The organism is Cellulomonas sp. ICMP 17802, assembly GCF_041295535.1.
In the GTDB taxonomy this organism is placed as follows: domain Bacteria; phylum Actinomycetota; class Actinomycetes; order Actinomycetales; family Cellulomonadaceae; genus Cellulomonas.
Genome location: NZ_JBGFQZ010000034.1, coordinates 14,896 through 34,247, shown reverse-complemented (window position 1 = coordinate 34,247; position 19,352 = coordinate 14,896). Strand labels below are relative to the sequence as shown.

General features: G+C 75.2%; 19 protein-coding genes and 1 tRNA gene. 14 read left to right on the top strand and 6 right to left on the bottom strand.

The annotated features are described in order from the left end of the window. The 3 genes from AB5970_RS17235 to AB5970_RS17225 all read right to left on the bottom strand — a co-directional run. A partial coding sequence (locus tag AB5970_RS17235) for a DUF4350 domain-containing protein (protein WP_370505172.1) occupies positions 1-941 on the bottom strand: 941 nt, incomplete at its 3' end. Next, entirely contained in the window at positions 938-1,606 is a 669-nt protein-coding gene (locus AB5970_RS17230) for a DUF4129 domain-containing protein (RefSeq protein WP_370505171.1), read from the bottom strand. The genes AB5970_RS17230 and AB5970_RS17235, both read right to left, overlap by 4 nt. Continuing rightward, positions 1,603-2,742, bottom strand: a complete 1,140-nt coding sequence (locus tag AB5970_RS17225) for a glycerophosphoryl diester phosphodiesterase membrane domain-containing protein (protein WP_370505170.1) — start codon at positions 2,740-2,742, stop codon at positions 1,603-1,605. Before AB5970_RS17225 ends, AB5970_RS17230 begins: the two co-directional genes overlap by 4 nt. Positions 2,743-2,931: 189 nt before the next feature. Between AB5970_RS17225 and mtrA the strand changes: the two genes are divergently transcribed. The 8 genes from mtrA (at position 2,932) to secA (ending at position 13,773) form a co-directional block, all read left to right on the top strand. Further along, complete coding sequence (gene mtrA / locus AB5970_RS17220) at positions 2,932-3,615, top strand: MtrAB system response regulator MtrA (protein WP_055912929.1); 684 nt, start codon at positions 2,932-2,934, stop codon at positions 3,613-3,615. A gap of 19 nt (positions 3,616-3,634) precedes the next feature. Next, positions 3,635-5,338, top strand: a complete 1,704-nt coding sequence (gene mtrB, locus AB5970_RS17215) for an MtrAB system histidine kinase MtrB (protein ID WP_370505169.1) — start codon at positions 3,635-3,637, stop codon at positions 5,336-5,338. Continuing rightward, the gene (locus AB5970_RS17210; protein ID WP_370505168.1) at positions 5,335-6,996 is read left to right on the top strand and encodes an LpqB family beta-propeller domain-containing protein; all 1,662 of its coding nucleotides are present in this window, start codon (positions 5,335-5,337) and stop codon (positions 6,994-6,996) included. The genes mtrB and AB5970_RS17210 overlap by 4 nt, the downstream gene beginning before the upstream one ends. Positions 6,997-7,067: 71 nt before the next feature. Then, the gene (locus AB5970_RS17205; RefSeq protein WP_370505167.1) at positions 7,068-7,802 is read left to right on the top strand and encodes a ComF family protein; all 735 of its coding nucleotides are present in this window, start codon (positions 7,068-7,070) and stop codon (positions 7,800-7,802) included. 201 nt (positions 7,803-8,003) lie between these two features. Further along, positions 8,004-8,633, top strand: a complete 630-nt coding sequence (gene hpf, locus AB5970_RS17200) for a ribosome hibernation-promoting factor, HPF/YfiA family (RefSeq protein WP_370505166.1) — start codon at positions 8,004-8,006, stop codon at positions 8,631-8,633. Between the two features lie 79 nt (positions 8,634-8,712). Continuing rightward, positions 8,713-9,972 (top strand): winged helix-turn-helix domain-containing protein, encoded by a 1,260-nt coding sequence (locus AB5970_RS17195; protein ID WP_370505165.1) that lies wholly within the window; start codon positions 8,713-8,715, stop codon positions 9,970-9,972. Next, positions 9,969-10,991, top strand: coding sequence for a DMT family transporter (locus tag AB5970_RS17190; RefSeq protein WP_370505164.1), 1,023 nt, complete (start codon positions 9,969-9,971; stop codon positions 10,989-10,991). The genes AB5970_RS17195 and AB5970_RS17190 overlap by 4 nt, the downstream gene beginning before the upstream one ends. Next, positions 10,954-13,773, top strand: coding sequence for a preprotein translocase subunit SecA (gene secA / locus AB5970_RS17185; RefSeq protein WP_370505163.1), 2,820 nt, complete (start codon positions 10,954-10,956; stop codon positions 13,771-13,773). Before AB5970_RS17190 ends, secA begins: the two co-directional genes overlap by 38 nt. Before the next feature lie 53 nt (positions 13,774-13,826). Here the strand turns inward: secA and AB5970_RS17180 are convergent, their stop codons facing one another. Beyond that, the gene (locus AB5970_RS17180; RefSeq protein ID WP_370505162.1) at positions 13,827-14,405 is read right to left on the bottom strand and encodes an Rv3235 family protein; all 579 of its coding nucleotides are present in this window, start codon (positions 14,403-14,405) and stop codon (positions 13,827-13,829) included. After that, positions 14,402-15,169: a LysM peptidoglycan-binding domain-containing protein gene (locus tag AB5970_RS17175; RefSeq protein WP_370505161.1), complete on the bottom strand. Its 768-nt coding sequence runs from the start codon at positions 15,167-15,169 to the stop codon at positions 14,402-14,404. Before AB5970_RS17175 ends, AB5970_RS17180 begins: the two co-directional genes overlap by 4 nt. Positions 15,170-15,292: 123 nt before the next feature. Here AB5970_RS17175 and AB5970_RS17170 point away from each other — a divergent pair, with 123 nt between their 5' ends. Then, the gene (locus AB5970_RS17170; RefSeq protein WP_370505160.1) at positions 15,293-15,784 is read left to right on the top strand and encodes a GNAT family N-acetyltransferase; all 492 of its coding nucleotides are present in this window, start codon (positions 15,293-15,295) and stop codon (positions 15,782-15,784) included. A 17-nt stretch (positions 15,785-15,801) separates the two neighbouring features. Continuing rightward, entirely contained in the window at positions 15,802-16,317 is a 516-nt protein-coding gene (locus AB5970_RS17165; RefSeq protein ID WP_370505159.1) for a hypothetical protein, read from the top strand. Positions 16,318-16,323: 6 nt separating this feature from the next. On the opposite strand, the gene AB5970_RS17160 is transcribed toward AB5970_RS17165, so the two are convergent. Continuing rightward, the gene (locus AB5970_RS17160) at positions 16,324-16,563 is read right to left on the bottom strand and encodes a helix-turn-helix domain-containing protein (RefSeq protein ID WP_370505158.1); all 240 of its coding nucleotides are present in this window, start codon (positions 16,561-16,563) and stop codon (positions 16,324-16,326) included. Between the two features lie 117 nt (positions 16,564-16,680). Between AB5970_RS17160 and AB5970_RS17155 the strand changes: the two genes are divergently transcribed. The 4 genes from AB5970_RS17155 to AB5970_RS17140 all read left to right on the top strand — a co-directional run bounded on the left by AB5970_RS17155 (position 16,681) and on the right by AB5970_RS17140 (position 19,325). Further along, positions 16,681-17,343: a hypothetical protein gene (locus AB5970_RS17155; protein WP_370505157.1), complete on the top strand. Its 663-nt coding sequence runs from the start codon at positions 16,681-16,683 to the stop codon at positions 17,341-17,343. Position 17,344: 1 nt separating this feature from the next. Next, positions 17,345-18,604 (top strand): AAA family ATPase, encoded by a 1,260-nt coding sequence (locus tag AB5970_RS17150; protein WP_370505156.1) that lies wholly within the window; start codon positions 17,345-17,347, stop codon positions 18,602-18,604. 34 nt (positions 18,605-18,638) lie between these two features. Beyond that, positions 18,639-19,094: a DUF6912 family protein gene (locus AB5970_RS17145; protein ID WP_370505155.1), complete on the top strand. Its 456-nt coding sequence runs from the start codon at positions 18,639-18,641 to the stop codon at positions 19,092-19,094. 159 nt (positions 19,095-19,253) lie between these two features. Beyond that, positions 19,254-19,325, top strand: a tRNA-Gln gene (locus AB5970_RS17140). The last annotated feature ends 27 nt before the right edge of the window (positions 19,326-19,352 follow it).

Sequence of the window (19,352 nt, the reverse complement as noted above, 5' to 3'; positions counted from 1 at the left end):
TAGAGCCGACCGCGTCCGCGGGTGGCCTCGCCGGCGCGCACCACGACCGGCAGGGGCTCGGTGACCAGCCGCCCGAGGCGCCGGCCGCGCCACAGGGCGGTCACCAGGACGACGAGGAGCAGCTGCAGGCCCAGGATCGGCACCACGGGCGGGAGGAGCTGCCGCCAGCCCGGGGCGGCGGTGGTGTCCGTGGCCCCGGTGTCGTCGAGCGAGGGGATGTACCAGACGAGGCGCTCGTGCCGCCCGAGAGCCCGCAGCACGAGAGCGGCGTTGCCCTCCTCGGCGAGGTGCGCGTTGGTGAGCGGCGCGTAGTCCGCCAGGGCCACGACCCGGCGGTCGCCCTGGGCGGCCACGGCGTACGCGCCCCCCTTGTCGACGCCGGCACCCGGAGCCGGGAAGCAGACGGTCGCGCCCGGACCGACCGCGACCAGCGCGCCCGTCGCGGTGATGGTGCCCGCCACGACCGCGTCCGGGTCGTCGCACTGTGCGGCGCGCACCTCGGGATCGCCCGAGAGCCCGCCCTGCGAGACGATCGCGTCCGTGAGGCTGCCGAGCGCCCACTCGGCGTCGACCAGCACCAGGTCCGCGCCGCTGGCGTCCAGGACGTCGACCATCGAGTCGTCCAGCAGGTAGTCGCCGACCACGAGCACGGTCGAGCCCGGTCCGGCGAGCGCGTGGACGTCGGCGATGTGCCGGACGTAGCGGACGTCCACGCCCTGGCGCCCGAGGATCTGCGCGGCGGCGCGCCCGCCCGCCGCGGCGGGGTTGTCCGGCGCGAGCGTGAGGGTCGACGTGCGCGGCTCGGGCAGCACGGCGAGCACGGCCGTGACCACGAGGAGCGTCAGGATGCCGAGGGGCCAGCGGGCCCGGCGCCAGCGTCGCGCCGACCGGGTGCGGGCCGTGGTGCCGTCGCCGACGACGACGTCCGTCGCCGCGCTCACCGGGGTGCCGCCACGGTGAGGTCGGACGGGGCCGCGCCCGCGGTCGGTCGGGTGCCGCGCACGCGGTCGTCGAGGGTGCGCATCGCGCCGTCGTCGTCGGCGGTCGCGGGGACGTCACCGAAGGCCACGTCGTCGAAGGTCCGGCCCGCGGCGACCAGCTCGGTACCCAGGGCCGGCAGCCGGGCCGCGGCCGACAGCGCGGCCTCGTGCGCGGTCCGCGCCACCCTCTCGTCGAGCACCGTGCGCTCCTCGAGCCCCCGCACGATCGCGCGGTACCGCTCCAGGACGGCCAGCGACCAGTCGGCCCGGGCGGCGGCCGCGTCCGCGGCGGCACGGATCTGCGCCGAGGTCCGCGAGTCGTCGGCGTCGAGCACCCGACGGTCGGACACGGCGCCCCCGGCGCGCCGCACGGGTCCGGCGACGAGGAACGCGACCACCACGACGGCCACGATGACGCCGACGACCGTCAGCACCGCCCACGGGTCCAGCGCCGCCGGCGTGCGGAGGTGGGACAGCTGCTCGGCCAGCCAGTCCATCAGCCGGCTCAGCAGCGAGCGCTGCTGGTGGTACACCGGGTCGAGCAGCTCCTCGCGGGCCCAGCGGCGCGCGGTCGCGGCGTCCGGGTCGACCGGGACGGCGACGAACGCCCGGGCCGGCAGGGTCACGCGGTGGTCTCCGCGGCGCGGGCCAGCTCGACGTCCAGACCCTCGCGGCGCATGCGCACGTCGATGTAGAGCAGCGCGACGACCGCCGCCAGGAACGTGGTCGACAGGGTGGACGCGATGATGTTGGCCACCCCGATCACCACGATCGACCCGAACGACGTGGCCGTGGGGTCGCGCAGGAACAGACTGGTGATCAGGGTCGCGGGCACCACGATGATCTGGGCGATGATGCTGGCCAGCACGCTGGTGAGCAGGTAGATGCCGAACAGGCGCCAGAAGCTGCCGCGGGTCAGCCGCCACGCGCGCGTGATCGTCGGCCAGAACTTCTTGCCCTCGAGCATGAGCGCGGGCGGGACCAGCAGCGTGCGGGTGGAGAACCACACGCCCAGCACCAGCACGAGCAGCGCCCCGAGCACCCCGACCACGACCGCGAGCGCGATCTGGTTGTTCGTCGCCAGGGCCACCACGGACCCGACCACGGCGCCGAGGACGACCACCCAGGCCAGGCCGGTCAGGAGCGTGAACCCGACCACGAGCCAGACGCGCCAGGACCGCAGCACCTCGCCGACCGTGGCCACCTGGCCCAGGACGGAGCGGCTCACGGACACGATGAGCAGGCCGGTGAGCACCGTGGTGGCGATGGCCGTGACCGGCGCGCCGACGGCGAGGCCGAACGACGAGCCCAGCTGGTCCGCCATGCCCATCTGGCCCGACGGGTCGATGTCGGTGGAGATGTCCGTCAGCCCGGCGGCGGCGATGCCCCGGACGTACCACTGGATGACGGACTGCAGGGTCACGGCCAGCGTCACCACGAGCGCGGCGAGCCCGAACATCACGCGCGGGTTGGCGCGGACGGCCCGGAACGCGCCGTCGTAGATCTCGCCCATGCCGAGGGGGCGCAGCGGGATGATCCCGGGCTGCAGGGCCGTCGGCCGCCACGCGACGCCGGGGGGCGGCGGGGCCGCCGGACCCCACGAGCCGTAGCCGGCCGGGGGCTGCGGGCCGCCCCAGCCGGGCGGCGGGACGGGCGGCGGCGGGGGACCGGGCGCGACGGGGGGCTCCGGCGGTGGCGTGCTCGTGCCCGCGGGCGCTGCCCACGTCGGCGTCTGCGGCACGTCGTCGTGCGGGCTCGTCATGCGAGCGCGGCTCCCTCGGCTGTGTGGTCGGACGGCTGGGTCGACGCCGGGACGCTGGCCCCCGCGGAGCATTCATCGTGCCACGGCGGCGGGTGCCACCGACGCGCGAAAGGGTGATCTGTGCGCCCCGTGTCGGATCGAGATGCGGGGTGACCCGGGTCCGGGCCCGCACGGTGCGAGAATGCCGCCATGAAGGGACGCGTGCTGGTGGTCGACGACGACACGGCGCTGGCCGAGATGATCGGCATCGTGCTGCGGTCGGAGGGTTTCGACCCGGTGTTCTGCGAGGACGGCGACGAGGCGATCGGGGTGTTCCGGGCCACGCAGCCGGACCTCGTGCTGCTCGACCTCATGCTGCCCGGCAAGGACGGCAACGAGGTGTGCCGGCAGATCCGCGCCGAGTCGGGCGTGCCGATCGTCATGCTCACGGCCAAGAGCGACACGGTCGACGTGGTGCTCGGCCTGGAGTCGGGCGCCGACGACTACATCTCGAAGCCGTTCAAGCCCAAGGAGCTCGTGGCCCGCGTCCGGGCGCGCCTGCGCCGCAGCGACGAGCCCGCGCCCGAGCACCTCACGATCGGCGACGTGACCATCGACGTGCCCGGCCACCGGGTCGCGCGGGCGGGCCGCCCGGTCTCGCTCACCCCGCTCGAGTTCGACCTGCTGGTGGCGCTCGCGCGTAAGCCGTGGCAGGTGTTCACGCGCGAGGTCCTGCTGGAGAAGGTGTGGGGCTACCGGCACGCCGCGGACACCCGCCTGGTGAACGTGCACGTCCAGCGCCTGCGCTCGAAGATCGAGAACGACCCCGAGCAGCCCGAGATCGTCGTCACCGTCCGCGGTGTCGGCTACAAGGCGGGCGTGGCCTCGACGTGAGGCGGTCAGGAGCTGGCCCGTGCGGGTGAGCGGGGCCTGGCGACTGGTCCGGGCACGGTCGCGGCGCCGGGTCCGGTCGTGGACGCGCGCCTGGCGCTCGTCGCTGCAGGTCCGCGTCATCACGTCGACGATGGCGATCGGCCTGGTCGCGCTCACGCTCGTCGGCGCCTACGTCAGCGCGCGCATGGCCGACGGGCTGTTCAACGCGCGGCTCGAGCAGGTGCTCCAGGAGAGCGCCCGGTCGACCCAGCAGGCGCAGGCGACCCTGGACGCCTCGACCGCGACCTCGGGCACGGACGTCCAGCGGCTGCTGGGTGACGTGGCGAAGTCCCAGCGCAGCGGCGGCTCCGACCGGCGCGAGGTGTTCCTGCTGCGGGCGCCCGGTCAGAAGGGCGGCAGCGTCACCGTCTCGGGGGCGGCCTCCGACCAGGACCTGGTCCCGCTGGTCAGCCCCGAGCTCCGCATCGCCACGGCGCGCGGCGGCCAGCAGTGGCAGTCGGTCGCGATCGACCAGGAGGGCGGCGGCGTCTCGCCGGGCGTCATCGTCGGCCAGGACGTCACCGTGCCCGTCGCGGGCACCTACCAGCTGTTCTTCCTCTACAGCCTGCAGTCCGAGCAGGACCGCCTGGACTTCCTGCAGCGCACGCTCGGGCTGGCCGCGGTGGCCCTCGTGGTGCTGCTCGGCAGCATGACGTGGCTGGTCACGCAGCAGACCGTGCGGCCCGTGCGGCGGGCCGCCGAGGTGGCCGAGCGGCTGGCCGACGGGCACCTGTCGGAGCGCATGCCCGAGAAGGGCGAGGACGAGATGGCGACGCTGGCGCACTCGTTCAACGAGATGGCGGACAGCCTCCAGGACCAGATCCACCGCATGGAGGAGCTCTCCACCCTCCAGCGCAGGTTCGTCTCGGACGTCTCGCACGAGCTGCGCACCCCGCTGACGACGATCCGCATGGCCGGCGAGGTCATCCACGCCTCCCGCGACGACTTCGACCCAGCCCCCAAGCGGTCGGCCGAGCTCCTGCAGACGCAGCTCGACCGGTTCGAGGACCTGCTCGCCGACCTGCTCGAGATCAGCCGGTTCGACGCCGGCGCCGCCGTGCTCGACGCCGAGGGGCGCGACGTGCGCGACGTCGTGATCACGGCCGTCGACCACGCGTCCCCGCTGGCCGACCGCCGCGGCGCGTGGCTGCACGTGGTCGTGCCGGAGGAGCGCTGCGTCGCGGACATCGACCCCCGCCGGGTCGAGCGCATCCTGCGCAACCTGCTGGTGAACGCCGTCGAGCACGCCGAGGGCAGCACGGTCGAGGTGACGGTGGGTGCCGACGCCCACGCCGTGGCGGTCACGGTGCGCGACCGCGGCGTCGGCATGACCCCCGACGAGGCCGCCCACGTGTTCGACCGCTTCTGGCGCGCCGACCCCGCGCGGGCGCGCACCACGGGCGGCACCGGGCTCGGGCTGGCGATCTCGCTGGAGGACGCGCACCTGCACGGCGGCTGGCTCGAGGCCTGGGGCCGGCCCGGCCGCGGCGCGAGCTTCCGCCTGACGCTGCCCCGCCGGGCCGGCATCCGGCTCACCGACTCGCCCCTGCCGCTCGCGCCGGACGAGTCGCCGATCACCGGCGCGCTGCGCATCCCCGTGGTGCGCCCGCACACCGACCCCGCCGCGCTGCCGGACCTGGCGCCCGAGGAGCTCGACCTCGACGAGCGCCAGGAGGTCCGATGACCGCGCTGCGCCTGCGCCGGGGCGCCCTGGCGGCGCTCACCGTGGCGGTCCTGGCCGCGTGCTCCGCGATCCCCACGTCCGGGCCCGTGCAGGAGGGCAACGCGGAGGTGGCCGAGCCCACCGACATCGACGTGCTCGCGGAGGGGCCCCAGCCGGGCGACACCCCGACGGAGATCGTCGACGGGTTCCTCGCGGCGGGCGCCGCGGGGTTCAGCGACGGCTTCAACACGGCCCGCGAGTACCTCGCGGGGGAGGCCAAGGCGTCCTGGAAGCCCGACGCCGGCGTCGCCGTGGCCGGCCCGCTGGAGTACCAGCCGTCGACGGTCGAGACCGAGGTGACCATCGACGTCCCCGTGAAGGCACGCGTGGACGAGGGCGGTCGCTACGCCGAGGCGGCGCCGGAGGGCAGCGAGTCGGTCACGTTCGACATGGTGCAGGACGACCACGACCAGTGGCGGATCGCGGCGCTGCCCGACGGCCTGATCCTCCAGCAGGAGGACTTCGCGCGCAGCTTCCGGCCGGCGTCGCTGTTCTTCCTCTCGCCCGACCAGAAGTACCTCGTGCCGGAGTCGCGCTGGTTCCCGTCCAAGAACCTGCCCACGTCGATCATGACCGAGCTGCTCGCCGGCCCGTCGACGTGGCTGCAGGACGCCGTCGACACCGCGGTCCCGGACGGGGTGGAGCTGAACCCGCAGTCCGTGATCGTCGACGACGACGGGGTGGCGCACGTGAGCCTCGCCCCGGCGCTGCCGGTCACGCGCGCGGACCGGGACCTCCTGCTCGCGCAGATCGACGCCAGCCTGCTCCCGGTCAAGGGCATCGGCTCGGTCCAGGTCGACGCGGGCGGCGTCCTGCTCGAGGCGGGCGGCACCAAGACGCTCCAGGGCGGGAACCCGCCGCCGAGCAACGTGGAGTTCCTCCAGGACGACGCGATCGTGGCGCTCGCGGACAACGAGGTCACGCCGGTGCCGGGCCTCGACACGCTCGCCGGGCTCGACCCGCGCAGCCCGGCCAGGAGCGAGGACGCGACGATCCGCGTCGTCCTGTACGGCGCGTCCGTGCTGAGCACCGTGCCCACCGCGGCGGCGCCGGCCCGCACCCTGCTCACGGGCAGCGGCCTGGTGGCGCCGTCCGTCGACCGGTTCGGCTGGGTCTGGACCGCCGAGTCGCCCGGAGGCCTCGTCGCCGTGCCCACGGACGGCGACCCGGTCCACGTCGCGGCGCCGTGGCTCGACGGACGGACCGTGCGGGCCGTGCGGGTGGCGCGGGACGGGGTCCGGATCGCGATCGTGTCGGCCGGCTCCGACGGCGTGAACATCGACGTCGCGGCGATCACGCGCGACGAGTCCGGCGCCCCGCAGCAGGTCGGCGTCCCGGTGCGCGCGGGTGCGTCCGTGGTGGACGCGTCGTCGGTCAGCTGGTCGGACGAGTCCACGCTCGCGGTGGTCGGGCGCTCGACCGGCAACCAGGCGGTCCACCTGGTCCCGGTGGCCGGTCCGACGCGCGCGCTCCCCGAGGTGGCCAAGCTGGCCGCGATGGCCGGCGGCAGCGTGATCTACGTGACGACCACCGACGGCGAGCTGCGCAAGTTCGTGGGCTCGACCTGGGCGCAGGTGCTCGGCGTCAAGGGCGCGTCGTACCCGTTCTTCCCCGGCTGACCGGGCCGCCCCCAGCCCCGGGGGTCCCCAGCCGGCCGGGCGCGGGGGCCGGGGACCGCGCACTCTGCCGCATGACGTTCGCCCACGACCTCCTCGGCCTGCTGCTGCCCGTCGGGTGCGCGGGCTGCGGCACGGACGACGTCGCCTGGTGCCCCCGGTGCGCGGCCCGGCTGGCCGGGCCGCCCTGGCGCTGCGAGGACCGCGCCCCGCGGCTCGACCGGCTGGACGGCTCGGTGCCCGTCCCGGTGTGGACGCTCGCCGACTGCACGGGCGACGTCCGGCGGGCGATCGTCGCGTGGAAGGACCGCGGGCGGCTCGATCTCACCAGGCCGTTCGCGGGAGCGGCCCGGCGCGCCGCGGCGACGCTGGCCGGGCAGCTGGGCGCCGCGGTGCTCGTCGTGCCGGCGCCGTCCACGGCCGCGTCGCGCCGGCGACGGGGTGTCGACCTCGCCGGAGCCCTGGCCGGCGCGGTCGCGGGCGGGCTCGCGGACGCGGGCCTGCCGGCCGAGCTCGCGCCGGTCCTCGTCCGCGCGGGCGGTCGCGACCAGGTCGGGCTGGGCGCCCGGGACCGGGCCCGCAACCTCGCCGGGCAGGTCCGCGTGCCGACGTCGCGGGCGCCCCGCCTCCGGGGCCGCGCGGTCCTCCTCGTCGACGACGTCCTCACCACCGGGGCGACCCTCGCGGCGTCGCGGTCGGCGCTCGAGCGCGCCGGCGCGCACGTGGTCGGCGGGTTCACGCTGGCGTCGACGCCCGGCCCGGCGGTGACCGTGCAGCTGCCGGCGGCGCGTCGCGTGTCCACAGGGTGATCCCCGCGTGGTGCGGGTGGTTCACCGGCACCGGCGGGGTTAGCGTGGGGTCCTGAGCCGACGGCGCCCGGAGCGGACCCCCACAGGGTCGTCCGAGCAGGCCGCGGGAGGAGGTGACGCCGCCCGACTGCCCCCTGGGGCAGCCCATCGCACTGTCACCCGGGCGGGTCTGCCCGCCCCCGACCCTCGTAGGAGGCTCACATGGAGATCGTGGTTGCCGGCCGGCACACCGAGGTGCTTCCGAAGTACCGGACGCACGTCGAGCAGAAGCTCGCGAAAGTCGAGCAGCTGGCCCCCCGCGCGCAGCGGATCGACGTCGTCGTGTCGCACGAGACGAACCCCCGGCAGTCCGGCAGCAGTGAGCGCGTCGAGCTCACCGTCGTCGACCGCGGGCCCGTCATCCGCGCCGAGGCGTGTGCCGACGACCGCTACGCGGCGCTGGACCTGGCGTTGGCGAAGCTGCTGGAGCGGCTGCGCCGGACGCGTGACCGGCGCAAGGACCACCGCAACCACACTCCGATCGCGCCCGTGGACGTCCGACCGCCCGAGCCGGAGCCGGAGGCGGCCGCGCCGGTCGACCCCGACGCCGCCGTCGAGACGACGCTGGGCGACTCGCCCGTGATCATCCGCGAGAAGGTGCACCAGGCGCAGCCCATGACGGTCGACGACGCGCTCTACGAGATGGAGCTGGTCGGGCACGACTTCTACCTCTTCATCGACGCCGAGACCGCGCAGCCGTCGGTCGCCTACCGCCGCCGCGGCTGGAGCTACGGGATCATCAAGCTCGACACCGCCGTGGCCGGCGCACCGCTCGCCGCCGTCGGCGGCTGACCCCCGACCACACAGGCCCGCCCGGTCCCCGCGACCGGGCGGGCTTCGTCGTGTCGGTGGCGCACGGCAAGATGGGCGCGTGCTCCCCGAGCGACTCTCCCTCTCGCAGGCCCGCCGCATCACGCTGCGCGCCCAGGGCCTCGACCGGCCCCGGCCGGAGCGCGGCGCGGCCCCCTCGATGCGGCAGCTCCAGCAGGTGGTCGACCGGCTGGGCGTGCTGCAGATCGACTCGGTCAACGTGCTGGCGCGCGCGCACCTGATGCCCACGTTCTCGCGGGTCGGCGCGTACGACCCGGCGCTGATCGACCGCGCGTCCGGCCGCGCGCCGCGCCGGCTCGTCGAGACCTGGGCGCACATGGCGTCCTTCGTGCCGCCCGAGACGTACCGGCTGCTGGGGTGGCGGCAGCGCGACTACCTGCAGCAGGCTTGGGGCGCGATCGCCGAGGTGCCGCTGAAGCACTCACCGATCGTCGACGAGATCCGGGCGATCATCGCGGAGCGCGGCCCGGTCACCGCGCGCCAGGTGCAGGAGGACTTCGAGGCCGACCACCCGACCACGCGGGGGGAGTGGGGGTGGAACTGGTCGGTGGCCAAGCGGGTGCTCGAGTACCTCTTCTTCACGGGCGAGATCACGTCGGCCGGCCGCAACGGCGCGTTCGAGCGCCGGTACGACCTCACGTCCCGGGTGCTCCCGCCCGCCGTCCTGGCCGCCCCGGAGCCGTCCGACGAGGACGCGATCCGGGCGCTCACTGAGATCGGGGCCCGCGCGCACGGCATCGGCACGCTGCGCAGCATCGCGGACTACTTCCGGATCAAGGAGGCGCGGGTGGCGCCCGCGATCGCCGACCTGGTGGACGCCGGCGTCCTGCACGAGGTCACGGTCGACGGGTGGAACCAGGGGCGCGTGTGGAGGCACCGCGACGCCGACCTGCCGCGCCGGGCCACGGGGCGCGCGCTGCTCAACCCGTTCGACCCCCTGGTGTTCGAGCGCCGCCGGGTCGAGGCGCTGTTCGGGCTGCGGTACCGCATCGAGATCTACGTGCCCGAGCCCCAGCGGGTCTGGGGGTACTACGTGCTGCCGTTCCTGCTGGGGGAGTCGCTGCCCGCGCTGGTCGACCTCAAGGCCGACCGCCAGGCGGGGGTGCTGCGCGTGCACGCGGCGCACCGCTCCGTGGGTCCCCGCACCACCGACGCCGACGTGGTCGAGCCGCTCGCGGCCGAGCTGCGTGAGCTCGCCGGCTGGCTCGGTCTGGAGGACATCGTGGTCGGGCACCGCGACGGGCTGCTGCGGGGCGACCTCGCGGTCGACCTGTCGCACGCCCTGCGGATCGCCGCGTGACCCACGAGTCGCGCCCGCGCGACTTCGCGCTGGTCGCCCTCGGCGGCGTGCTCTGGGGGACCGGCGGGCTGGCGGGCGCGGCGCTGGCCGACGTCGCGGGGCTGCCCCCGCTGACCGTCGCCGCCTACCGCCTGCTCGGCGGCGGGGGAGTCCTGCTCCTGGGCCTCGCGGCGGCCGGCGCGCTGCGGGGACTCGCCCGCACGCGGTCGGTGGTCGTGCGGGTGGTCGAGACCGCGCTGCTGGCCGCCGTCTACCAGGCCGCGTACTTCGCGGCCGTCCAGCGCGCCGGGGTCGCGGTCGCCACGCTCGTCGCGCTGGGCGCGGCGCCCCTGCTCGTGGCGGTGGGCACGGCGGTGGCCCAGCGGCGGCTGCCGTCGGGGCGCACGCTCGTGGCCCTCGCGCTCGCGCTCACCGGTCTGGTGCTGCTCGTCGGCCCGTCCGACGCGGCCGGACCCGGCACGGCCGCGGGTGCCCTGCTCGCCCTCGTCGCCGCCGCGGCGTTCGCCACGATGACCGGGCTGAACCGCCGGAGCGTCCCCGGGCTGGGCGCGCTGCCGCTCACCGCGACCGCGTTCACGCTCGGCGGAATCGTCCTCCTGCCGATCGCGGCGGTGGTCGCCCCCGGGCTCGCGGTGCCCGACGACGCGCAGGGCTGGGTGCTCCTCGCGTACCTGGCCGTCGTGCCCACCGCGGCGGCCTACAGCGCGTACTTCACCGGGTTGCGGCACGTCCCGGCCACCACCGCGGCACTGCTCGCGCTGCTCGAGCCGCTCACCGCGACGGTCGGCGCCGTGCTGCTGCGCGGCGAGCGGCTGGGGATCCCCGGGGTGGTCGGCGCGGTGCTGCTCGCCGCCGCGGTGGTCGTTCTTCGCCCGCGCCGCGCAGGCTCGCCTACGATGGACGCGCCCGGCCGTGCGGCCGGTCACCTCAGCCGCTCCGACGCCGCGCGCGCCGGGAGTGCGAACACGTCGGGAGTAGTGCGTGCCAGCGATCCTCGAGAAGGTCCTGCGCCTCGGTGAAGGCCGGATCGTCAAGAAGCTGTCGGGCATCGCCCAGCAGGTCAACGCCCTGGAGGACAGCTTCGTCACGCTGTCCGACGCCGAGCTGCGCGAGGAGACGGACCGCTTCCGGGCCCGTCTCGCCGAGGGTGAGTCGCTCGACGACCTGCTCGCCGAGGCCTTCGCGACGGTGCGCGAGGCCGCCCGCCGCACGCTCGGCCAGCGACACTTCGACGTCCAGCTCATGGGCGGGGCCGCCCTGCACCTGGGCAACATCGCCGAGATGAAGACCGGCGAGGGCAAGACCCTCGTCGCCACCGCCCCGGCGTACCTCAACGCGCTCACCGGCAAGGGCGTCCACGTCGTCACGGTCAACGACTACCTGGCCAGCTACCAGGCCGAGCTCATGGGCCGCGTCTACCGATTCCTCGGCCTGACCAGCGGCGTCATCCTGTCCAGCCAGGAGCCGGCCGAGCGGCGCAAGCAGTACGCCTGCGACATCACGTACGGCACGAACAACGAGTTCGGCTTCGACTACCTGCGCGACAACATGGCGTGGAGCACGGACGAGCTGGTCCAGCGCGGCCACAACTTCGCGATCGTCGACGAGGTGGACTCGATCCTCATCGACGAGGCCCGCACCCCGCTGATCATCTCGGGCCCGGCCTCGGGCGACGCCAACCGGTGGTACGCCGAGTTCGCCAAGGTGGCCCGCCGGCTGCAGGCGGAGCGCGACTACGAGGTCGACGAGAAGAAGCGCACGGTCGGCGTCCTGGAGCCCGGCATCGAGCGCGTCGAGGACTACCTCGGCATCGAGAACCTCTACGAGTCCCTCAACACGCCGCTCATCGGCTTCCTCAACAACGCCATCAAGGCGCAGGAGCTGTTCAAGCGCGACAAGGACTACGTCGTGATGAACGGCGAGGTGCTGATCGTCGACGAGCACACCGGCCGCATCCTGCCGGGCCGTCGCTACAACGAGGGCATGCACCAGGCGATCGAGGCGAAGGAGGGCGTGGCCATCAAGGCCGAGAACCAGACGCTCGCCACGATCACCCTGCAGAACTACTTCCGCCTCTACGGCAAGCTCTCCGGCATGACCGGCACGGCCGAGACCGAGGCCGCCGAGTTCCAGGGCACGTACAACCTGGGCGTCGTCCCGATCCCGACCAACCGCACGATGCAGCGCATCGACCAGCGCGACTTCGTCTACAAGAGCGAGGACGGCAAGTTCGACGCGGTCGTCGCGGACATCGTCGAGCGTCACGCGCAGGGCCAGCCGGTCCTCGTCGGCACCACCAGCGTGGAGAAGAGCGAGCTGCTCTCCTCCAAGCTGAAGAAGCAGGGCGTCCCGCACGAGGTCCTCAACGCCAAGCAGCACGCGCGTGAGGCGTCGATCGTCGCGCAGGCGGGCCGCAAGGGCGCCGTGACTGTGGCGACGAACATGGCCGGCCGCGGCACCGACATCATGCTGGGCGGCAACGCCGAGTTCATGGCCGTCGAGGACCTGGCCGCGCGTGGGCTCGACCCGGCGGAGAACGCGGAGGAGTACGAGGCCGCGTGGCCGCTCGCGCTCGAGAAGGCGAAGGAGTCGGTGGCCGCCGAGCACGACGAGGTCGTCGAGCTGGGCGGGCTGTACGTGCTGGGCACCGAGCGGCACGAGTCGCGACGCATCGACAACCAGCTGCGCGGTCGCTCCGGCCGCCAGGGCGACCCGGGCGAGTCCCGGTTCTACCTGTCGATGCAGGACGACCTCATGCGCCTGTTCAACTCGGGCCTCGCGGAGTCGATGATGACGCGCGCCGGGTTCCCGGAGGACATGCCGCTCGAGTCGAAGATCGTCACGCGCGGCATCCAGTCGGCGCAGTCGCAGGTCGAGTCGCGCAACTTCGAGATCCGCAAGAACGTCCTCAAGTACGACGACGTCATGTCCCGCCAGCGCGAGGTCATCTACGAGCAGCGCCGCCGCGTGCTGGAGGGCGAGGACCTGCACGAGCAGGTCAAGCACTTCCGCAACGACGTGCTCTCGGCGTACATCACGGGCGCCGCGGCCGAGGGCCGTCCGGAGGACTGGGACCTCGACGCGCTGTGGACCGCGCTCAAGGCGGTCTACCCGGTGTCGATCACCCCCGAGGAGGTCGTGGAGCAGGCCGGCGGCGCGACGCGGCTGTCCGCGGAGCTCATCGAGCGCGAGATCCTCTCGGACGCCGCGCACGCGTACCAGGAGCGCGAGGACCAGATCGGCTCGGAGAACATGCGCCAGCTGGAGCGGCGCGTGACCCTGTCCGTCCTCGACCGCAAGTGGCGCGAGCACCTCTACGAGATGGACTACCTCAAGGAGGGCATCGGGCTGCGGGCGATGGCCCAGCGCGACCCCCTGGTCGAGTACCAGCGCGAGGGCTACCAGCTGTTCAACGCGATGACGGACGCCATCAAGGAGGAGACGGTCGGCTACCTCTACAACCTGGAGGTCCAGGTCGCCCAGCCCGAGGCGCCCGCCGTCACCGCCGACTCCGCGGTCGCCGCGGCGGCCAGCGCGGGTGCGCAGGCGGCCATCCAGCGCTCGGTGTCCGACGGCCCGACCCCGGGCGGCAAGCTCGTCGCCAAGGGGATCGACGGACCCGAGCAGCGGGCCCCCCTGCAGTACACCGCTCCGTCGGTCGACGGTGACGGGGCCGTGGTGACCCGCGGCGACGCCGGCGGCCGCAGCGCCGGCGCCCGACCCGCGGTCGCCGCCGGCGAGGACGGCACGGCCAACCGGGAGGCGCGCCGCAAGGCCGCCAAGCAGCAGCGCAAGCGCTGACCTCACGACGAGAGCCCGCCCCGGCACCGGGGCGGGCTCTCGTGCGTCCGGGCTCAGCCGATCTCGAGCGCGGTGACGCGCCAGGAGCCCCGGTGACCCTCGAGCCGGACGGCGACGGCCCGCACGCGCGCCCCGTCGTCCGCGACGACGCTCGCCTCCAGCACGTGCGTCCCGACGCGGCACGCGCGCGCCCGGCGGATCACCGGGGGGCGGGCCACCCCGCCCTCGCCGAGCACCCGCTGGGTGAGGCCGGCGCGCACCTGGAGGGAGTCGTAGACCCCCGGGGTCAGCCACCGGGCCAGCTGGGCGGGGGACCGGCGCCCGGCGAGCACCTCGAGCGCCGCCAGTGCGATGGTGCGCGCGACCACCGCAGGATCGCCGCCGGGGAGCGGACCGGGCTCGTCGTCGTCGACGTCAACCATGGGCGAGCGGTCGCTGACCCGCAGGACGGCGACGCGCGCCGACGCCGTGAGGGGCACGGTGTGCGCGGGTCCGGTGGCGTCCTCGACGGGCGCCGGCGGCAGCGCCGGGACCAGCCGGGCCGCCGGCCGTGGCCGGTCCGTGGTGCCGCGCACCCGCGCGAACGCCTCCTCGGCCGCGGTGGTGGTCGGGGCGAGGACGAGCGCGCTCACGACGACGCCCCCGGCGCCACGAGCACCTGTCCGGGCAGGATCACGTCGGGGTCCGCCCCGATCGTCCCGGCGTTGGCGTGGTACCACTGCGGCCACGCGGCGGCGATCTGCGCGTCCGTCGCGCCGGCAGGCAGGTGGCGGGCAGCGATCGCCCACAGGCTGTCGCCGACGGCGACCACGACGGTCTCGGCGGCCGGTGCCGTCGGCGGGGCCGGCGTCGGGGCGGCCGGCGCGAGCGCGGGGAGGTCGGCAGAGGCCGGCGTCGGGTCCGCCACGTCTGCCGGCTCGGGCGCGTCGTGCCGGTCGGAGGTCGTCACCGCCCACCCCAGATCGGCGGCGTCGACGGTCACCGCGAGCGACGGCGTCGGCTCGGGCACCGCCGCCGACGCGCCTGACGCGAGGCCGAGCCCGGCGCTCGCCCCGACGACCACCACGAGCGCCTTGCGCACGAGCCCCGGCGCCCACCCCTGAACCAGCCGCTCACCGGCCCGCCAGCTGGCCCCGGCGCCGCGAGCGAGGACGCAGGCGGCGGCGACGAGGGCCGAGACTGCCAGCCACCCCGCGACGAGCAGCCCGACCGCGGTCACCCCCGCCTCGACCGCCCCGTCGACGTGCCACGCCCCGGTCTGCCCGGCCAGGACGGCCTCGAGCCGCCACCCCAGCGCCGCGGTCAGGACGGTTGCTGCCGCCGTCCCGGCGAGCAGGCCACCGAGCGCCGCACCCGCGCGCCGGCGGGCCGCGGCCCTGCTGTCGTCGATCGGCATGATGAGCCCCTGATCGTGTCGTTTGATGCCGTTTGATGTTCTTTGAATGCCATAGATGTACCTGAGCACGCGCGACTTGTCCAGCGATGTCCGGTGCCAGGTCCGGGTGCGAGAGTGGCGACCATGAGCAGCGAGGCACCGGACGACCTCCGGATCGAGGTCTGCGCGCCCGACCACCCCGACGCGAGGGCCACGATGGAGCGCTACGCGGCCGACCTGGCGTCGCGCTTCCGCACGGGGTTCGACCCGGCGCGCAGCCACGTCGCGGTCGACGCCGAGCTGGCGCCGCCGGCCGGCCTGCTGCTCGTCGCCCGGCGCGGTGACCGACCGGTCGGCTGCGGCGCTCTCCGGTTCGTCGACGGCGAGACGGCCGAGGTGAAGCGCGTCTGGGTCGACCCGTCGGCGCGGGGCCGCGGCCTGGCCCGGAGCCTGCTCGGCGAGCTGGAGGCCCACGCCAGGCAGCGCGGGGTGCGCACGCTGCGGCTGGAGACCAACGAGACGCTGCACGAGGCCATCGCGCTCTACCGGAGCGCGGGGTACGTCGAGGTCGACCCGTTCAACGACGAGCCGTACGCGCACCACTGGTTCGCCAAGCAGCTCGCGAGCGACGACTGACCCCCTACGGTGCTCCCATGCGGTGGGAGGCGCTCTTCGCGGACATGGAGGCCCAGCTCGCGGCCGGCCGGCTGGCCGACGTGCGCGCGGACGTGGCCGAGCTCGCGCGGGCCGAGCGGGCCTCGGTCGGGCTCACCGACCGGCTGCGCGCCTCGACGGGGGCGACGGTGCGCGTGCTCCTCGCGGGCGGCGAGCTGCTCGAGGGCACGCTGGTCGACGCCGCCCCGGAGTGGCTCCTCGTGAGCGCCTCGCCGGGCCGCCAGGCGCTGGTGCCGCTCACGGCGGTCGCAGCGCTCGACTGCGTCGCGGCCCACGCGGCCCCGGCGCCGGGACCGGTCGAGGCGCGGCTCGGGCTGGGGCACGCGCTGCGGGCGCTCGCGCGCGACCGCGCCCAGGTCCGGGTCGACGCCGGCGGGGCCGAGCTCACCGGGCGGATCGAGCGGGTGGGCGCCGACCACCTCGACCTGACCGACGGGGCACGAGGCGTGTGGGCCGTGCCGTTCGCGACGCTGCGCGTGGTGCGGTCGGGCTGACCGGCGTCAGTCGTCCGCGTCGGGCGGGGCGTCGACCGTGCTGCCGTCGCTGGAGATGCGGGCGCGGGTCTGCTCGTACATGCGCTGGATGTACTTCTCCAGCTCGGTGGACTCGACGCGCCACTGCAGGCGTCCGCCGATCTGGATGGCCGGCAGCTCACCCGATCGGACCAGCGCATACGCCTGCGGCGCAGAGATGTTCAGCACCTCGGTGACGTCCGCGAGCGTCAGGAACCTCGAAGGCATGACCGCAGTGTGGCACGCGCTGGCGCCCTGACCGGTTTGTCCACAATGCTCCGTGCACGCGTGGCTGCGCGCGGCAGGATGGCCGTCCCGGCGGCACGCGACGAACCAGGAGAGTCGATGGACACGAGCGTGATCGATCTGCCCGCGCCGGTGGCGGCGCGGCTGCGGCGGCCGGGCTGGCGCGACCCGCGTCTGCTGGCCGGGATCGCGATGGTGGCCGCCTCGGTGCTGCTGGGCTCGTGGGCGGTGCGGACCGCCCAGGCGACCGTGCCGGTGTACGTCACGCGGGCGGCCCTGGTGCCGGGGGACCGGGTCGGGGCCGACGACCTCGCCGTGGTGGAGGTGCGGCTGGGCACGGTGAACCTCGACCACTACCTGCGCGCCGACCGCCCGATCGCCGCCGACGGCATCGTCGTGCGCGAGGTCGGGCGCGGCGAGCTCGTCCCGGCGTCGGCGGTGGGCTCGGCGGCCGACCTCGACCTGCGGCCCGTCTCGGTCACGCTCACGCGGCCCCCGTCGCAGGACGTCGCGCCCGGGGCGCTCGTCGACGTGTGGTTCACGCCGCCGGCGCCCGACGACGACACCGCGCCGGCCGAGCCGCGGCAGCTCGCCGGCGGCCTCACGGTCGCGGAAGTGACGACGCCGTCGGGGGCGTTCCGGGCGTCCGGCGGGAGCGCCGTCCAGGTGCTCGTGCCCACGGACGTCCTGCCGACGATCCTCACGGCGCTCGCGGCCGACGGCACGGTCGACGTGGTGCCCGTCCCGGGCACGGGGGACTGACGTGACGGTCGGGGTGCTGTGCGCCGTCCAGGGCTCGGCGGAGTCGATCATCGTGCAGGCCGTCGAGCGGTCCGGGGGTCGCCTGAGCGTCACCCGGCGGTGCGCCGACCTCACGGAGCTGCTGGCGGCCGCCGAGGCCGGGCTCGGCCGGCTCGCGGTGGTCTCGGGCGACCTGGACCTGCTCGACCGCGAGGCCATCGACCTGTTGCACCGGGCCGGGGTCCGGGTGGTCGGGATCGGCGACGACGCGCGTCCGTGGGTCGGTGAACGGCTCGCCGCGCTGGGTGCGGACCTCGTCGCCGCGGCGCCGCAGGACGAGGAGTCCGCCGGGTCGGTGGTCCGCGACGCGCTCGCGATCCTCGGCAGCACGTCCGACGACGAGCGGCCGGGGCCGGTGCGGCCCGACGACGCGACCGTGCGCCTCCCGGCCCAGGGCCTGGTCGTCGCGGTCTGGGGGCCCACGGGCGCGCCGGGCCGCACGACCGTGGCGGTGAACGTGGCCGCCGAGCTGGCCGCCGCGGGCCGCCGCACGCTGCTGGTCGACGCCGACACGTACGGCGGGTGCGTCGCGCAGGTGGTCGGCATGCTGGACGAGGCTCCGGGGCTGGCCGCGGCGGCGCGTGCGGCGAGCCAGGGGACGCTCGACCTCCTGTCGCTCGCGCGGCTGACCCCGTCGATCGCGCCCGACCTGCGCGTGCTGTCGGGCATCTCGAGGGCGGACCGCTGGCCGGAGCTGCCGTCGTCGTCGCTCGACGCGGTCTGGTCGGTCGCGCGCGGGCTGGCCGAGTGGACGGTGATCGACTGCGGCTTCTGCCTGGAGGAGGACGAGGTGCTCAGCTACGACACCCGGGCGCCCCGGCGCAACGCCGCGACGCTCTCCGCGCTCGAGGCGGCCGACGTGGTCCTCGTCGTCGGCACCGGCGACCCGGTGGGCATCCAGCGGCTGGTGCGCGGGCTCGGCGAGCTCACCGACCTCGGCCTCGGCGCCACGCGCGTGGTGCTGGTCAACCGCGTCCGCGCGTCGGTGGCCGGCGCGCACCCGGCGGACGCGGTCGGGCAGGCGCTCGCGCGGTACGCGGGCGTCACGGACGCGCACCTCGTGCCCGAGGACCGGTCGGCGGTGGACACAGCCCTGCTGGAGGCGCGGACGCTGCGCGAGGCGGCGCCGGGGTCGCCGGTCCGCCGGGCGCTCGCGGGGGTGGCGGCCCGCGTGGACGCGGTGCTGGTCGCCGCGCTCGCGGCCGAGCCTGTGCGCGCCTGACCCCGGCCCGGGGCGGCTGCGGCACACTGGCCGGGTGCGCATCTACCTCCCGGCCTCGCTCGACCAGCTCGACCCCGACGCAGGACCGATCACGGCGCGCCGGGCGCACGCCGTGACGCCCGCGCTGCGGGCCCTCTTCCCGGACGAGGACGACGAGGGCCTCGAGTTCGCGGCGCAGCTCGCGGCCGCCGACGACTCGCTCGAGCACCTCGCCACCCACCCGGACGTGCCCCAGCTGCGGGTGGTCCTCTCGGCCGACGTCCCGGACGCCGCGGTCCAGCCGGTCGCGGACGACGACGACGTGCCCAGCGCCGTCGAGGTCGTGCGAGCGGTCGAGCGGGCGGATCTCATCTGCGCGCACGTCGACGAGCCGGGCGCGGCGCCGGACGTCGTGCAGGCGGCCGGGGGCGACGAGGCGGCGGTCGACCGCCTCGACGAGCGCGACCTGCTCTGGTACGACGCGTCCGAGCTGGGCGCCATCCCGCGCTGAGCCCGGGCCGATCGTGGCCTTCGTCACGAACGGGCGTGCCGGCGGGTGCCAGTTGGACCGGGCCCCGGCGCTCGGGTAGTGTTCACCGCCGGTACGACGTCCGGATGCACGAGGATCCGCCCCGCCAGGCGACTTCGAGCTCCGGGCGTTATACCCCCATGGGGTATGGTGTAATTGGCAGCACGACTGATTCTGGTTCAGTTAGTCTAGGTTCGAGTCCTGGTACCCCAGCGCGAGCACCGCTGGTCCGACCTCCTC

Coding starts and splice junctions, on each gene's coding strand:
- AB5970_RS17225 (WP_370505170.1), bottom strand. CDS start 2,742: ATGACGAGCCCGCACGACGACGTGCCGCAGACGCCGACGTGGGCAGCG.
- mtrA (WP_055912929.1), top strand. CDS start 2,932: ATGAAGGGACGCGTGCTGGTGGTCGACGACGACACGGCGCTGGCCGAG.
- AB5970_RS17210 (WP_370505168.1), top strand. CDS start 5,335: ATGACCGCGCTGCGCCTGCGCCGGGGCGCCCTGGCGGCGCTCACCGTG.
- AB5970_RS17205 (WP_370505167.1), top strand. CDS start 7,068: ATGACGTTCGCCCACGACCTCCTCGGCCTGCTGCTGCCCGTCGGGTGC.
- hpf (WP_370505166.1), top strand. CDS start 8,004: ATGGAGATCGTGGTTGCCGGCCGGCACACCGAGGTGCTTCCGAAGTAC.
- AB5970_RS17175 (WP_370505161.1), bottom strand. CDS start 15,169: ATGCCGATCGACGACAGCAGGGCCGCGGCCCGCCGGCGCGCGGGTGCG.
- AB5970_RS17170 (WP_370505160.1), top strand. CDS start 15,293: ATGAGCAGCGAGGCACCGGACGACCTCCGGATCGAGGTCTGCGCGCCC.
- AB5970_RS17165 (WP_370505159.1), top strand. CDS start 15,802: ATGCGGTGGGAGGCGCTCTTCGCGGACATGGAGGCCCAGCTCGCGGCC.
- AB5970_RS17160 (WP_370505158.1), bottom strand. CDS start 16,563: ATGCCTTCGAGGTTCCTGACGCTCGCGGACGTCACCGAGGTGCTGAAC.
- AB5970_RS17155 (WP_370505157.1), top strand. CDS start 16,681: ATGGACACGAGCGTGATCGATCTGCCCGCGCCGGTGGCGGCGCGGCTG.